Raw genomic sequence first — 13,883 nt, 5'->3', positions numbered from 1 at the left:
GTTCGTAACCAAAAGTCGCCCCGACCGGCCTATAATGCATCAAAGGCCGCCCGATACCCGTCAGCGATGGTTTCGCGGCCTCGAAGCGGGAGGAGACGTCATGCTGCATGCGGCTGAGCCGCGCACGGTCAAGGTGCCGGGCGGAAAATCGAGCCTGAAACTCAGCGACATTACCGAAAAAGCCAGCCGACTCGCGGATTTCGCCGATCACGAACAGGTCTGGCTCGGGCGCGACGAGGCGCGCGGGCTGACCGCCATCGTCGCCGTGCACGACACCACGCTCGGGCCCGCCCTCGGCGGCACGCGCGTATGGCCGCACGAGAGTTTCGAGGCGGCGCTCACCGACGCGCTCAGACTGTCGCACGGCATGACGCTGAAGGCGGCGGTGGCGGGCCTGGCGCTCGGCGGCGGCAAGGCGGTGATCGTGGCCGATGCCAAGGCGGACAAGACGCCCGAGCTTCTCGACGCCTATGCCGAAATGCTGGCCGCGCTCGAAGGCCAGTACATCACCGCCGAGGATGTCGGCCTGTCGCTGGCCGATGCCGATTATCTGCGGGCGCGCGCGCCGAACGTGAGCGGAACGACACGCGGCGGAAGCGGCAATCCCTCGCCGGTCACCGCACAAGGCGTGTTTTTGGGCATCAAAGCGGCCCTGAAACATAAGACCGGCTCGGAAAAGCTCGACGGCGTGCGTGTTGCGGTGCAGGGGCTGGGCGCGGTCGGCTGGTCGCTGGCCAAACGGCTGCGAAACGAGGGGGCGCGGCTCTTCGTGAGCGATATCGACCCCGCCCGGGCCGAGAAGGCGGTCGCGCATCTCGACGCTGTCGCCCTGGAAGGCGATGCGATCGTGACGGCCGATGTCGACGTCTTCGCGCCCTGCGCTCTGGGCGCGGTGCTGTCCGAAACGACAATTCCGCTCCTGAAGGCCGGCATCGTCGCCGGCTCGGCCAACAACCAGCTTGCCACCCCGCAGGATGCCGAAAGACTGCGCGCGCGCGGCATCCTCTATGCGCCGGACTACGTCATCAATGCGGGCGGGCTGATCAACGTTGCCGAGGAACTGACGCCGCCGGGCTACGATGCGGAGGCGGCGATCAAACGGGTGGGGGTGATCCCGCGCACGCTCGCCGCGATCTTCCGGCGCGCGGAGGCGGAGGGCCGCACCACCGACGCGGTTGCCGAAACGATTGCGCTCGAACATATCGAAAGCGCGCGAGCGAAAAAGGCACGGCGGACGAAGACCGCCCGATAGGCCAAGCGCCGCCCCAAACGCCCCGGCCCCGTGTTCCAGGACGCGATCACGATATCCTTTCGCGGAGGAGCGGGGCGAACTATGCAAGAACCGTTCTGCTTTTCCCGGATTGGCAGACCGGCTCCAACTCATTGTTTTAACGCGTTTGCGAACGGCGAACCGGCTTCCATTTCGCCTGTAAACGCTCTAATGCGCCGGGATGCCGCGATGGGCGGCCTTGCCCCACAATTCCTCGACGCGGTCGTCGCGACCGCACGCATAGCGGTAATATTTATAGCGCAGCGGATTCTTGCGGTAATAATCCTGGTGGTAGGCTTCCGCCTCCCAGAACGCGCCGGCCGGCTCCACCGGGGTGACGATCGGCCTGCCGAGTTCGGCCTGAGCGTCGGCTTTCGCGTTTTCGGCGGCGGTCTTTTGTTGGTCGTCAAGGGCGTAGACGGCGGTGGTGTAGGCATGGCCCCGGTCGCAGAACTGCCCGCCGGCGTCGGTCGGGTCGACGGAGCGGAAGAAGATGTCGACCAGTGCACGATAGCTGGTCTTCGACGGATCGAACTCGATCCTGACCACTTCGCGATGGCCGGTATGGTTGCGGTAGGTCGGGTTTTCCAGTTCGCCACCCGAATAACCCGAGACCGTCGCCGTCACGCCCGGGACACGATCGAAATCCGATTCCACGCACCAGAAGCAGCCGCCGGCGAAGATCGCGGTCTGGGTTTCCTGCGCGGCCAGCGGCGTCGACGCCGATGCGGCAAGAAGGGCGAGGGCGGTCAGAATGCGAACCATGACGATCTCCGTGGCACGAACCTTCCTCAAGCTAGGCCGCGGTCGTTCGGGAGCAACTCACGGCGCAACACGACTGCGTGAGGGGAGACGGTCGTCCGGCTCTACGGGGTGCGGTCGGCGAGCAGGGCGGCGATTTCGGCGCGCAGCGCCGCCACCTCCTGCTCGAGAGCCGCGACGCGGTTTTCCAGCGCGCTCGGCGTCGGTGCCGGCAGCGGCTGGGCACGCGAGCTATGGGCGACCGCCGCCACCGGCCCGGACAGAAGATGCATGTAACGGTCCTCGCGCTGTCCGGGGCCGCGCTCGACGAGCTGAACCAGGGCCGGCTTGCGGCCGATCAGAAGGTCGAGATCGGCGTGCAGGTCGTCGAGCGCGGCGTAGCTTGCCATGCGCTCGGAGCGGGTCAGGAGCTCGCGCGCGGTCTGCGGGCCGCGCAACATCATCAGCGCGATCAGCGCGGTCTGGCCCTGGGTCAGCGAAAAGCGCTGCGCCATCAGGTGCTCGTAGCGCTCCACGCGCGAGGCGAAGGCCTGGCGCACCAGGCCCTTGTCCTGCAACTGGGCAAGGGCCCGGCGCACCTCGACGATTTCCGGCGTCATGACCGGATCGCGCGCCGTCTTCTGGTTGGCCGCGCCGTGCACGCCGTTGAGGCTCATCGGATAGACATCGGGCGTCAGCGTTTTCTTTTCGGCCAGACAGCCGAGAACGCGCGTCTCGAGCGGGTTGAGAAGGGGGAGATCGTTACTGTCCAAGGCGTCCAATCCGGTAGGGTATCGACGAGGTGTAATTCCAACGCGTGTCGCGTCTTTTGAGTACCGCTCAACATGCTTGAGGCTGTCGCGCGCAGTCACGGCCCACACGTGACAAAGGCCCCGATTTCGTCCGTCAGGTTCTGCCTCCTAGCGGCGTTTGGATGAAACGCCGTCAAGATTGCGAGACTTGTCCTAGACCCGCCGTTCCACCATCATCTTCTTGATCTCGGCAATCGCCTTGGCCGGGTTGAGGCCCTTGGGGCAGGCCTGGGTACAGTTCATGATCGTGTGGCAGCGATAGAGCCGGAACGGGTCTTCCAGATTGTCGAGCCGCTCGCCGGTCGCCTCGTCGCGGCTGTCGATCAGCCAGCGATAGGCCTGCAGCAGCACCGCCGGGCCGAGATAGCGATCGCCGTTCCACCAATAGGACGGGCACGAGGTCTGGCAGCAGAAGCACAGGATGCACTCGTAGAGCCCGTCGAGCTTGGTGCGGTCGTCGTGGCTCTGGCGCCATTCCTTGGCGGGCTCGGGCGAGACCGTCTTGAGCCAGGGCTCGATCGAGGAGAGCTGGGCGTAGGGCACGGTCAGGTCGGGTACCAGATCCTTGACCACCGGCATATGCGGCAGCGGGTAGACCTTCACCCCGCCGTCGATCTCGTCCATGCCCTTGGTGCAGGCGAGCGTGTTGGTGCCGTCGATATTCATGGCGCAGGAGCCGCAGATGCCCTCGCGACAGGAGCGGCGCAGCGTCAGCGTCGGGTCGACCCGGTTCTTGATCCACAACAGCGCGTCGAGCACCATCGGCCCGCAATCGTCCATGTCGACGTAATAGGTGTCGACGCGGGGATTGTCGTCATCGTCCGGCGACCAGCGATAGATGCGGAATTCGCGGATGTTGGTCGCGCCGTCCGGCTTCGGCCAGGTCTTGCCTTCGTTGATCTTCGAGTTCTTGGGAAGAGCGAGTTCAACCATCGTCTCGGCAATCCTTTCGCGTGGCCCGCATCATGGCCGGGCGGCCGCGGGCCCGGCCTCTCCCGGCAACGTCCATCGTCAATACACCCGTGCCTTGGGCGCGATCTTTTTCAGCGCGATGCCGCCGTCCTTTTCCTCCAGCAGCGGCTCGGTGTGGACCGGGCGATAGGAGAGCGTCACCTTGCCCTTGTCGTTCAGCCGGGCGAGCGTGTGCTGGCGCCAGTTCTTGTCGTCGCGCTCGGAAAAATCCTCGCGGGCATGCGCGCCGCGGCTTTCCTTGCGCGCCTCGGCGCCGTGGACGGTGGTGATGGCGCAGGCCATCAGGTTTTGCAGTTCCAGCGTCTCGACCAGATCGGAATTCCAGATCATCGAGCGGTCGAACACCTTGATGTCGGGAAGCTCGTCCCAGATCGCCGAAATCCGCTTGCAGCCCTGTTCCAGCGATTCCTGGGTGCGGAACACCGCCGCGTCCTCCTGCATGGCGCGCTGCATCTTGTCGCGCAGGGCGGCGGTCGGGCTGGCGCCGTCGGCGTGGCGGGTGCGGTCGAAGCGGTCCATGATCTTGTCGACCGCCTTTACGTTGATCGCCGGGATCGCGGCCGCCCGGTCGATCACCTCGCCGGCGCGGATCGCGGCGGCGCGGCCGAAGACGACGAGGTCGATCAGCGAGTTGGAGCCGAGCCGGTTGGCGCCGTGCACGGACGCGCAGCCGGCCTCGCCGACCGCCATCAGGCCGGGCGTGACACGGTCCGGATCGTCCTTGGTCGGGTTCAGCACCTCGCCCCAATAATTGGTGGGGATGCCGCCCATATTGTAGTGCACGGTCGGCAGCACCGGGATCGGCTCGCGGGTGACGTCGACGCCGGCGAAGATCTTGGCCGACTCGGAAATGCCGGGCAGGCGCTCGGCGAGCACGGCCGGGTCGAGATGGTCGAGATGCAGGAAAATGTGATCCTTTTCCTTGCCGACGCCGCGACCCTCGCGGATTTCCATCGTCATGCAGCGCGAAACCACGTCGCGCGAGGCCAGATCCTTGGCCGAAGGCGCGTAGCGCTCCATGAAACGCTCACCCTCGGAATTGACCAGGTAACCGCCTTCGCCGCGCGCGCCCTCGGTAATCAGGCAGCCGGCGCCGTAAATGCCGGTCGGGTGGAACTGCACGAACTCCATGTCCTGCAGCGGCAGGCCGGCGCGCGCGATCATGCCGTTGCCGTCGCCGGTGCAGGTATGCGCCGAGGTCGCCGACAGATAGGCACGGCCGTAGCCGCCGGTGGCCAGCACCACCATCTTGGCGGCGAAGCGGTGGATGGTGCCGTCGTCGAGACTCCAGGCGACGACGCCGGTGCAGGTGCCGTCGTCGTCCATGATCAGGTCGAGGGCGAAATACTCGATGAAGAACTGGGCGTTGTTCCTGACCGACTGGCCGTAGAGCGTGTGCAGGATGGCGTGGCCGGTGCGGTCGGCGGCCGCGCAGGTGCGCTGCACGGGCGGGCCCTCGCCGAAATTCTGCATGTGGCCGCCGAACGGGCGCTGATAGATCTTGCCTTCCTCGGTGCGCGAGAACGGCACGCCGTAATGCTCGAGCTCGTAGACAGCGGCCGGCGCCTCGCGGGCGAGATACTCCATCGCGTCGACATCGCCGAGCCAGTCGGATCCCTTGACCGTGTCGTAGAGATGCCACTGCCAGTTGTCGGGGCCCATGTTCTGCAGCGAGGCGGCGATGCCGCCCTGGGCCGCCACGGTGTGGGACCGGGTCGGAAACACTTTGGTGATGCACGCGGTCCTGAGACCCTGCTCGGCCATGCCGAGCGTGGCCCGCAGGCCGGCGCCACCGGCGCCCACCACCACCACGTCGAATTTGTGATCGACGAACTCGTAGGCTTTGCCGCCTGCCTTGCTTGCCTCAGCCATCGGCGCCATTACCCTCCGAACGCGATCTTCAACAGCGCGAACACGCAGGCCGCGCCTATCGTGAACACGAAGAACGTATTGAGCACGACAAGGGCGATCTTGACGCCCTCGTCATGGATATAGTCCTCGATGATTTCCTTCATGCCGATGCGCATGTGCACGAGGCCGGAAACCAGCACGAGGATCAGGACAAGCGTCACGAAGGGGTTGCCCAGCGTGGCGCGGACCTCGTCGTAGCCGGCGCCATTGAGCGCGACCAGCAGGCCGACGAAAAACAAGAGCAGCGGGATGTTGGCGATCGCCGTCAGGCGCTGGCGCCAAAAGGTGTCGGTGCCGTCCTTGGCCGAGCCGAGGCCGCGGACCTTGCCGAGCGGGGTGCGCATGTCGGTCATCGTCAGCCTCCGCGTGCCATGTAGCCGGCTATCCACACCAGCACGGTCAGCGTTATCGAGCCGGCGATCGTCGCCCAGGCCAGCTTGGTGGCGGTGTGTTTGTCCATCGCCGCGCCCGTGTCCCAGACCAGATGGCGCAGACCGCCCAGCATGTGGTGCAGCAGCGCCCAGGTGTAGCCGAACAGAACCAGCCGTCCGAACCAGGAGCCGTAGAGCCCGTTGACGAACTCGAAATAGCTCTCCGACGTGGCCGCCGCGATCAGCCACCAGGCGACCAGCAGCGTGCCGACATAAAGTGCTGCGCCGGTGATGCGGTGCACGATCGACATCACCATGGTGGGGATCAGGCGGTAGACCTGAAGATGCGGTGAAAGCGGTCTTTGTCTCATGCCAGGTCGGGTGGCTGTGGAATTGCTCATGGCTCCCCCAGATGAAGGCTCCGGATGCGGCGCAACGGTTGCCGGCCGGGTCCGGTTGCCCGTTTCTAATGGTCTTTTTGCACCGCGTCAAAGTCGGAAAAAGACGCCGCGCCGGGCATTTAGGGTCGTGGCTTGGACGGCATCGCGGCGGCGTCCCGCTTCAATCGATTAAAGCCGAACCGGGTGCCGGCACAGGCATCCCGCCGTCAGCGGCGGCAGGTATTGGGTGCGGCGCCGGACTTCATCAGCAGGGCCTCGTTGCGATCCAGAAGCAGCGCATAGGGCGGCGCACCGTAGCGGATGCGGGAATCGGCAGGCGAAGCGGGCAAGGTGACCGGCGCGTTGTCGTCGAGGGTCAGGATCACGCTGGTGCCACGGTTTTCGACCGCCATGCGGGCGCCGTCGTCGCAGCGATAGGTGGTCTTGCCGCGCGGCGCCGAAGCGACGCCGGGCTCGGCGCCCGGTCCGTCCGCCACGCACGCGGCGAGAAGAATGACCGGCAACAGGATCAGGCGGTTTTTCAGGGCTGTTCCTCGCGATTCGCGGACGGGCCGCGCGAAAATTACAAATTTTGGCCACGGGAGATCAAGTCGGGCGCGGGCGCGGACTATTTTCCGTCGAACCGGATGACGTAGCTCGACCAGTCGGCGGGGCCGGCGATCTGTTCGTAGAGCTTTTTGCCGTCCTCGGGCTGGCGCGGCGCGTTCAGCATCAGCTTGGTCCAGCCGCGCTCCTCGGCCCGGTCGGCGAGCACGTCGACCATCGCCTTGGCGATGCCCTTCGAACGGTGTTCGTGATGAACAAAAATGTGATCGCAGGCGCCGCAGCGCATGCCGGAAACCGGCTCCGGCAGATCGGCGAAGATCGCGAATCCAACCAGCCTGCCGTCGATGCGCGCGCCCAGCACCTCGGCGGTGCGGTCCTGCAGCAGTGCTTCGGCGTAATATTGGTCGGGCCGGCGCGGCGCGCCGCGCTTGAGCGCCTGGGCGTAGGCGGCAAGCAGGGGCGCCAGGTCGGGCGCGTCCTTGAGGCGAAGCAGGGCGATGTCGATTGCGGGCTGGTCGGTCATGTTCTCTCCATCGGAGATATTAACCATGTCTGTCAATTGCCGGGTGCGGATTTCCCCGTCCCGGGTGACAGAGGTTAAGAAACCGTTAAAGTCGAGGGCGAGGAGGCTTCGACCTCAACGAAAGGACGCACCATGCGCCTGAACTGGAAATCCTGGGTGGGAGCATGCGCGACGGCCGCGCTCGCCGCTCCGCTTTTCGTGCTTGCCGCCGCGCCGGCGACGGCGGGCGGCCTTTATGACAGGGTCTATGCCGACAGTTTCGGCAATCTCGTTATCCGCAGCCCATCTGGCTATAAACGCATCGTCGTCGGCCAGGGGCATCTGGCCGAAGAGCTGGGCGAATACAGCCGCGCCGGCGCAGGCCCCGAAATCGTCTATTCCGACGAGGCGGTGCGGGTGCGGCGCGATTGCCGGCGCCACGGCGTGCTGCTCAAGGGACGCAGCTATATGTACGGCCTGCCGGACAACACCGTGCCGGTGCTGGTCGGGCCCTGCCGCTGAGCGTTTCGTCCGAAACGAGCCCGACGGCCCTGATTTGGTCACGTTTGCACCGCCAGCTTCGGCTCCGACGCCGGAGCATGGCGGTGCCGTGACGGGACGGGAGATGAGATGAGCGAAGCCGCGACGGCCCGCAGACTGAAGGATCACGCCGCGTCGCTGACGACGATGACGCGGTTCGTGCTCGCCACGCTGGCGCTGGCCTCGGGCGTTTACACCTATCTCGGCGTGCGCAGCCTTCTCGACGGCTCTGCGACGATCGTGTTTTTCGCCGCCATCATCTATTCGGCCGCCGTGTCGGTCGGCATTTACGGCTTCTGGACCTATCTGCTGCGGTTCCTGCCCGAAATGCGCGACGGTGCCTCGCGGCTGGTGCTGGTCGCCGTCATGGCGGTCGGGTCTGTGATGATCGTGGCGATGTCGTCCTGGCTCAACGCGGCCGCACTCGCCGGCTCGGCCGCGGTCGAGCAGCACCTGGCCGAGACGCTGGAGGACTATACCGGCGACCTCGACCAAGCCAACACCAATGCGCTCGGGGCGCTGTCGCTGCTGCCCGATATCCAGCGCGCCGGAGAGCGGTTTGCCAGGCTGGCCGACGACGAGCGCGATTCGGGCGCGCTGACGGGCACGTCGGGTTCGGGCAGCGTGGTGCAGCTTCTGACCCAGATGGCCGCGCAGATGCGCGAGCTCGAGGCCAATATCCTCGCTTCGCGGGAGACAGTTGCGACCCTTTTCGATGAGGGACAGACCCATCTGGCGGCGATGCGCGGGCTGGTTTCCGGATCGGGTCCGATTGCGCCGCGCTCGGACCGGTTCGCCGAACAGGCCGTCGCGCTCGCCGGCGTGATCGCCGCACTCGAGCAGACCTCGGTCGCGCCCTCGGTGATGCGCGCGGCGGAGGACCTCTCGGTCGGCTTCATCGCGCCGGTGGCCGACGGGTCGACCGCCGACCTCGCCGGGCGGCAGGACGTCGTCATGGCCACGATCCGTTCCTCCGTCGAGGCGCAGTCGAAGGCGCTTTCCAAGGCCGCCCAACAGATCCTCGCCCAGCCCAGGGTGCCCGACCGGCGCTACGTGCCGCTGTCGTCGGCCGAAGCGGTGCTGCTTTACGGCGGCGACTTCGTTCCGAGCTGGGCGGGCGCGATCTCGATCGACCTGCTTCCCGGCGTGCTGGTGGCGATCATGGCGGTGGTGCAGGCGGCGGTGCGACGCGGCGAGGAACAGATGGCCGACACGGATCGCATCACCGCGGCCGATTTGCTGCGCTCGCTGGAAATCCACGACGCTCTGCTGGCGCGTCGCGTCGCGGCCGCGGGTGGCGCCTCGGAGGAGCCGGACGCGGCGGAAACGCGTGAGGCGGACGGGCCGGAGCAAGCGGACGACGAACACCACCGGGGCCATGAAGCACCGGCGGCCGAGAACGTGACGCCGCTCTCTCTGTCGGAACGCAAGAGGAGCGACCCGTGAGTCGCGCCGGCGATGTTTTGCCTGCGCGCGGCCAGGCCGGGCGCGGGCGTGGTGGTGCGCGGGCGGCGATCGCGCGTTATTTTGCCCGTTTCGACGAGGGCGAGGTGATCCGCTGGGCGTTTCGCGGGCTGCTGATCGGCGCCGTCGGCGTGCTGGCGATGGATCTGCACGATCTGATCGAGGCCAGGCGCCCCGCCGTGTCGCCGCCCGCCGACATCGCCACCCCCGTCCTGCCGCCGGCGGTGGCGACGCGGGACGGCGAAGGCGGCGCGGCCACGGTCGATCCGCGCGATCAGGTCACCGTCGATGAGGACAGACTGCGTCGGCCGATCGGCTTCACGCTCAAGCCCGGCGGCATTCTGGCGGCGGAGGGCTTTGTCGACATCGGCGCGGCCGCGCGTTTCGCCACCGAGATTGAAATGCGTGGCGAATATGTCCGCGCGGTGCTGTTCAATTCATCGGGCGGCTCGCTCGACGACGCGATCGCGATCGCCCGCCAGATCCGTGCGCGCGGCCTGGCAACGGGGGTCGTGGATGGCGCCTTTTGCGCCTCGTCCTGCCCGCTGATGCTGGCCGGTGGGGTGACCCGCTCGGTCGGGGCCAAATCGGCGATCGGGCTGCACCAGTTCTACGCCGTCGGCGACATGCCCGTCGAACCGGCCCAGGCGATGTCGGACGCGCAGGCGACCACGGCCCGCATCTCGCGCCATCTGAGCGAAATGGGCGTGGATCCTGCCTTGTGGCTGCACGCGCTCGATACTCCGCCGCGCGCGCTCTATTATCTCAGCATGGACGAGATGCGCGGCTATCGTCTCGCGACCGGCGCAGGGCCGATCGCCGCGCAATAAATCCGGCTTCTTTGTCAGCGTGCGGCGCGATGGGTGCGGCGATCGCTGTTGTCGTATACGATCAGCGGCGCGACGCGCACGCAGTTGCGGCCGCTGTTTTTGGCCTCGTAGAGCGCCAGATCGGCGCGCCGCAGCATATCGGAGAGCGTGTCGCCGGCCTTCAATTCGGCGACGCCGAAACTGGCGGTGAAGCGGGCGGTTTCGGGCATGCCCTGAATCTCGAGCCCGGCGAAGGCGCTGCGGATCGCCTCGGCAAACAGGCGCGCGGCCGCCGCGTTTGCGCCCGGCAGCAGGATGGCGAATTCCTCGCCGCCGATCCTGCCGACGACGTGGTCGTTGGCCTTCGCCTCGATCAGCTGCGTGGCGAAGGCGCGGATGACGAGATCGCCGCCGGGGTGCCCGTAACTGTCGTTCACCGCCTTGAAATGATCGAGGTCGCAGATGACGATCGAGGCCGGAACCCGGGTTTCGGCCAGGAGGCGGGTGACCTGCGGCACGCGCTCCTCGAAACCGCGGCGGTTGAGCAGGCCGGTCAGGGAATCGGTTTCGGATTTGGTGGTGGCGTCGGTCAACAGGTCGCGCACCAGGACCACCGCCACCAAAAGGCCGGTCGCCACGATCAGCACTGAGCCCATGGATTGCGAGATCAGCGCATAGATGCTGTCGACATAGGTCTGGGGCCGGTCGCCGGGCCCGAAGGCGGCGGCAAAGAAAGGCTTTGCCAGGAAGTGAACCGCGCCCGCGCCCAGCACGCCGGTCAGCGCGATATCGAGATAACGCTTGCCCGGCGCGCGTATCAGAAGCAGCACGGCGGTGGCCTGTATGACAAAATAGGGCAGTTGGTAGAGCAGGACGCGCGTGAACGAATCGCGCGGCATGTCGTAGATGGCGACATTGAGCGGCAGCGAGACAAACACCAGCAGTGCAAGAAACCGCCAGGGGATGCGGATGTCGTATTTTTTCAGCACGCCGATATTGAAGGCGATCTGGGCCGCAATCGAGACGACAAAGGCCGAAAACACGACGAAACGCGGATTTTCGACAGCGGAAATCATCCATTCCACGCCGAAATTCGCCATTCCGAGAACGAAACTCGCGGCGATCCAGCGTGCAGGAACGCGGACCTTGCTGTAAATGCTGACCCATGCGAATGCGCCGGCGAACAGGCCGGCAACAAGGAGGTTGATCGCCAGAATATATCCGGCAGCGCTCATATCCGGCTCCTGTTCGCGTGCCGGGCGACATTAGCGCAAGGGTTCGAAAAAGAGGTTAATGTGGGCGGTGTAAAAGCCGGCATCCAGACGTGACGGCGCCCGCTGCATTTTGGGATGCAGCGGGCACCGAGGAGACGGGCAGGTGAGACAATAGGCGCCCGAGCGACCCGGCTGATGAGCCGCCAAAGAATCAGCGGCGGACGAGCTTGCCCGAGCCGGTCAGGCGCGGCAGATGGCGCGCCGTGCGGCGCTCGGCAGTGCCTCCGGTGCACGCGCCGTTTTCCTTGCAGTCGATGAAGCCGTTGTCGGTCACGCAGCCATAACCGCCCTTCTTGGCGTGGGCGCCGTAGCCGATATTGTCGTCGTTCTTTTCGCAGGCTGTGCGGACCTGCTCGCGGGCGGCTTCAGTTTCTTGATCTTCATTTCCGCGAAGGACGGAGCGACCGATGTCGCGAGCAGGATCGCGGTGAGGGCGGTTGCCGCGGTTTTGACGAGCATGGCGGTTCCTCCACAAAAACCGGCTGTTTGCGCGCCGGAATGCAGTGATGATGGAGGGACGCGCCTGGAACGAGCCTGACGCCGCCGTTCACGGCCGCTTCATATGCGCGATCAATTCAGCCTATCAGCTTGCGGCTCGCCCTGCCCGAATGCGTCAAACAGGAGCCAGATTCACGAGACCGCGGCGAGAATAACGAAACCCTACGGGCCGGTCGGCATGACGGCGATCACGCTCTGCGAGGCCGCCTGATGAGGCGGGCAACCTCGCGATCGGTCGTTTGGGCGTTCAGCGCCAGTCGCGGATGTCGACGAAATGGCCGGCGATCGCCGCCGCCGCCGCCATGGCCGGCGAGACCAGATGGGTGCGGCCCTTGAAACCCTGCCGGCCCTCGAAATTGCGGTTCGAGGTCGAGGCGCAGCGCTCCTGCGGTTTGAGGCGGTCCTCGTTCATGGCCAGGCACATCGAACAGCCCGGCTCGCGCCAGTCGAAGCCGGCGGCCTTGAAGATCGCGTCCAGACCCTCGGCCTCGGCCTGTGCCTTGACCAGGCCGGAGCCCGGCACGATCATGGCGTCGACGCGCTCGCTGACCGTGCGGCCCTCGACCACCTTGGCCACGGCACGCAGGTCCTCGATGCGGCCATTGGTACACGAGCCGATGAAGACGCGGTCGAGCGCGATATCGGTGATGCGGGTACCCGGCGTCAGGCCCATATAATCGAGCGCGCGCTTCTTGGAATTGCGCTTGTTCTCGTCGGCGATCGCGTCGGGGTCGGGCACGATCCCGGTGACGGAGACGACGTCTTCGGGCGAGGAGCCCCAGGTTACGATCGGCGGCAGATTGGCCGCGTCGAGCACCACCGTCTGGTCAAAATGGGCGCCCTCGTCGGAGCGCAGCGTTTTCCAGTATTCCATGGCCATGTCCCAGGCCTTGCCCTTCGGCGCACGCGGCTTGTCCTTGACATAGGCGAACGTGGTCTCGTCGGGCGCGATCAGGCCGGCGCGGGCGCCGCCCTCGATCGACATGTTGCAGACCGTCATGCGGCCTTCCATCGACAGCGCGCGGATCGCCTCGCCGGCATATTCGATGACATGGCCGGTGCCGCCGGCCGTGCCGATCTCGCCGATAATGGCCAAAATGATGTCCTTGGCGGTGACGCCGTCGGGCAATTGCCCGTCGACGCGCACCAGCATGTTCTTGGCCTTGTTCTGGATCAGCGTCTGGGTTGCGAGCACGTGCTCGACCTCGGAGGTGCCGATGCCGTGCGCCAAGGCGCCAAATGCGCCGTGGGTGGAGGTGTGGCTGTCGCCGCACACGATCGTCATGCCGGGCAGGGTGAAACCCTGTTCGGGGCCGACGATGTGGACGATGCCCTGGCGCAGGTCGACCTCGTTGTAATAATCGATCCCGAAATCGGCGGCGTTCTTGGCCAGCGCCTCGACCTGGATGCGGCTTTCGGGATTGGCGATGCCGCGCGAGCGGTCGGTGGTCGGCACGTTGTGATCGACCACGGCGAGCGTCTTTTCGGGATGGCGTACCTGGCGCCCGGCCAGTCTGAGGCCCTCGAATGCCTGCGGGCTGGTGACCTCGTGAACGAGATGGCGGTCGATATAGAGCAGGCAGGTGCCGTCGTCCTGACGGTCGACCAGATGGTCGTCGAAGATCTTGTCGTAGAGGGTGCGGGGAGCGGTCATTGTCTTGCGTCCGTCGATAAGGGAGCTGGATGGGCCGGCGGCGTGCCGGGCGGGCGGCATTCAGGCGAGCCGAGTCGCCTTGGCGCCCGAAATCCGCGCAAAAAAGCGGGCCGGCAGG

The 13,883-nt window shown here is 66.2% G+C and carries 15 protein-coding genes; 4 read left to right on the top strand and 11 right to left on the bottom strand.

Annotated features, from left to right (window positions below):
* Positions 1-100 precede the first annotated feature (100 nt).
* Entirely contained in the window at positions 101-1,252 is a 1,152-nt protein-coding gene (locus EP380_RS08085) for a Glu/Leu/Phe/Val family dehydrogenase (protein ID WP_127597895.1), read from the top strand.
* Positions 1,253-1,438: 186 nt separating this feature from the next.
* Here EP380_RS08085 and msrA read toward each other — a convergent pair whose 3' ends face one another.
* From msrA to EP380_RS08045, 8 genes are all read right to left on the bottom strand, one after another.
* Positions 1,439-2,035 (bottom strand): peptide-methionine (S)-S-oxide reductase MsrA, encoded by a 597-nt coding sequence (gene msrA / locus EP380_RS08080; RefSeq protein ID WP_127597892.1) that lies wholly within the window; start codon positions 2,033-2,035, stop codon positions 1,439-1,441.
* 101 nt (positions 2,036-2,136) lie between these two features.
* Positions 2,137-2,784, bottom strand: a complete 648-nt coding sequence (locus EP380_RS08075) for a YceH family protein (protein WP_238719781.1) — start codon at positions 2,782-2,784, stop codon at positions 2,137-2,139.
* Between the two features lie 192 nt (positions 2,785-2,976).
* Entirely contained in the window at positions 2,977-3,756 is a 780-nt protein-coding gene (locus tag EP380_RS08070) for a succinate dehydrogenase iron-sulfur subunit (protein ID WP_106570167.1), read from the bottom strand.
* Positions 3,757-3,834: 78 nt separating this feature from the next.
* Positions 3,835-5,667, bottom strand: a complete 1,833-nt coding sequence (gene sdhA / locus EP380_RS08065; RefSeq protein WP_127597888.1) for a succinate dehydrogenase flavoprotein subunit — start codon at positions 5,665-5,667, stop codon at positions 3,835-3,837.
* Between the two features lie 8 nt (positions 5,668-5,675).
* The gene (sdhD, locus tag EP380_RS08060) at positions 5,676-6,059 is read right to left on the bottom strand and encodes a succinate dehydrogenase, hydrophobic membrane anchor protein (protein ID WP_106570166.1); all 384 of its coding nucleotides are present in this window, start codon (positions 6,057-6,059) and stop codon (positions 5,676-5,678) included.
* A gap of 2 nt (positions 6,060-6,061) precedes the next feature.
* The gene (gene sdhC / locus EP380_RS08055) at positions 6,062-6,478 is read right to left on the bottom strand and encodes a succinate dehydrogenase, cytochrome b556 subunit (protein ID WP_106570165.1); all 417 of its coding nucleotides are present in this window, start codon (positions 6,476-6,478) and stop codon (positions 6,062-6,064) included.
* Between the two features lie 206 nt (positions 6,479-6,684).
* Positions 6,685-6,981 (bottom strand): MliC family protein, encoded by a 297-nt coding sequence (locus EP380_RS08050; RefSeq protein WP_127597886.1) that lies wholly within the window; start codon positions 6,979-6,981, stop codon positions 6,685-6,687.
* A 104-nt stretch (positions 6,982-7,085) separates the two neighbouring features.
* Positions 7,086-7,547 carry a GNAT family N-acetyltransferase gene (locus EP380_RS08045; RefSeq protein ID WP_106570163.1) on the bottom strand — a complete coding sequence of 154 codons (462 nt, stop codon included), beginning with the start codon at positions 7,545-7,547 and terminating at the stop codon, positions 7,086-7,088.
* 132 nt (positions 7,548-7,679) lie between these two features.
* Between EP380_RS08045 and EP380_RS08040 the strand changes: the two genes are divergently transcribed.
* The 3 genes from EP380_RS08040 to EP380_RS08030 all read left to right on the top strand — a co-directional run bounded on the left by EP380_RS08040 (position 7,680) and on the right by EP380_RS08030 (position 10,360).
* Entirely contained in the window at positions 7,680-8,048 is a 369-nt protein-coding gene (locus tag EP380_RS08040) for a hypothetical protein (RefSeq protein WP_106570162.1), read from the top strand.
* A gap of 108 nt (positions 8,049-8,156) precedes the next feature.
* Positions 8,157-9,512 carry a hypothetical protein gene (locus EP380_RS08035; protein ID WP_127597884.1) on the top strand — a complete coding sequence of 452 codons (1,356 nt, stop codon included), beginning with the start codon at positions 8,157-8,159 and terminating at the stop codon, positions 9,510-9,512.
* Positions 9,509-10,360: a COG3904 family protein gene (locus tag EP380_RS08030; RefSeq protein WP_238719780.1), complete on the top strand. Its 852-nt coding sequence runs from the start codon at positions 9,509-9,511 to the stop codon at positions 10,358-10,360. The genes EP380_RS08035 and EP380_RS08030 overlap by 4 nt, the downstream gene beginning before the upstream one ends.
* Positions 10,361-10,374: 14 nt before the next feature.
* Here EP380_RS08030 and EP380_RS08025 read toward each other — a convergent pair whose 3' ends face one another.
* From EP380_RS08025 to leuC, 3 genes are all read right to left on the bottom strand, one after another.
* Positions 10,375-11,574 carry a GGDEF domain-containing protein gene (locus EP380_RS08025; protein WP_127597882.1) on the bottom strand — a complete coding sequence of 400 codons (1,200 nt, stop codon included), beginning with the start codon at positions 11,572-11,574 and terminating at the stop codon, positions 10,375-10,377.
* Positions 11,575-11,764: 190 nt separating this feature from the next.
* Positions 11,765-12,088 carry a hypothetical protein gene (locus EP380_RS08020; RefSeq protein WP_127597880.1) on the bottom strand — a complete coding sequence of 108 codons (324 nt, stop codon included), beginning with the start codon at positions 12,086-12,088 and terminating at the stop codon, positions 11,765-11,767.
* Between the two features lie 270 nt (positions 12,089-12,358).
* A complete protein-coding gene (leuC, locus tag EP380_RS08015) occupies positions 12,359-13,765 on the bottom strand; it encodes a 3-isopropylmalate dehydratase large subunit (protein ID WP_127597878.1) in 1,407 nt (468 codons plus the stop codon).
* Positions 13,766-13,883 lie beyond the last annotated feature (118 nt).

Origin of the sequence: Nitratireductor alexandrii, from assembly GCF_004000215.1 — a bacterium.
GTDB lineage: Bacteria > Pseudomonadota > Alphaproteobacteria > Rhizobiales > Rhizobiaceae > Mangrovimarina > Mangrovimarina alexandrii.
Note: the sequence above shows the minus strand (reverse complement) of the source record. Positions and strands in the feature narration are given on the sequence as shown.

Bases quoted from the DNA above. Each gene is read 5' to 3' on its own strand.
- sdhA (WP_127597888.1), bottom strand. From the start codon at position 5,667: ATGGCTGAGGCAAGCAAGGCAGGCGGCAAAGCCTACGAGTTCGTCGAT.
- sdhC (WP_106570165.1), bottom strand. From the start codon at position 6,478: ATGAGCAATTCCACAGCCACCCGACCTGGCATGAGACAAAGACCGCTT.
- EP380_RS08045 (WP_106570163.1), bottom strand. From the start codon at position 7,547: ATGACCGACCAGCCCGCAATCGACATCGCCCTGCTTCGCCTCAAGGAC.
- EP380_RS08085 (WP_127597895.1), top strand. From the start codon at position 101: ATGCTGCATGCGGCTGAGCCGCGCACGGTCAAGGTGCCGGGCGGAAAA.
- msrA (WP_127597892.1), bottom strand. From the start codon at position 2,035: ATGGTTCGCATTCTGACCGCCCTCGCCCTTCTTGCCGCATCGGCGTCG.
- EP380_RS08070 (WP_106570167.1), bottom strand. From the start codon at position 3,756: ATGGTTGAACTCGCTCTTCCCAAGAACTCGAAGATCAACGAAGGCAAG.
- sdhD (WP_106570166.1), bottom strand. From the start codon at position 6,059: ATGACCGACATGCGCACCCCGCTCGGCAAGGTCCGCGGCCTCGGCTCG.
- leuC (WP_127597878.1), bottom strand. From the start codon at position 13,765: ATGACCGCTCCCCGCACCCTCTACGACAAGATCTTCGACGACCATCTG.
- EP380_RS08035 (WP_127597884.1), top strand. From the start codon at position 8,157: ATGAGCGAAGCCGCGACGGCCCGCAGACTGAAGGATCACGCCGCGTCG.
- EP380_RS08040 (WP_106570162.1), top strand. From the start codon at position 7,680: ATGCGCCTGAACTGGAAATCCTGGGTGGGAGCATGCGCGACGGCCGCG.
- EP380_RS08025 (WP_127597882.1), bottom strand. From the start codon at position 11,574: ATGAGCGCTGCCGGATATATTCTGGCGATCAACCTCCTTGTTGCCGGC.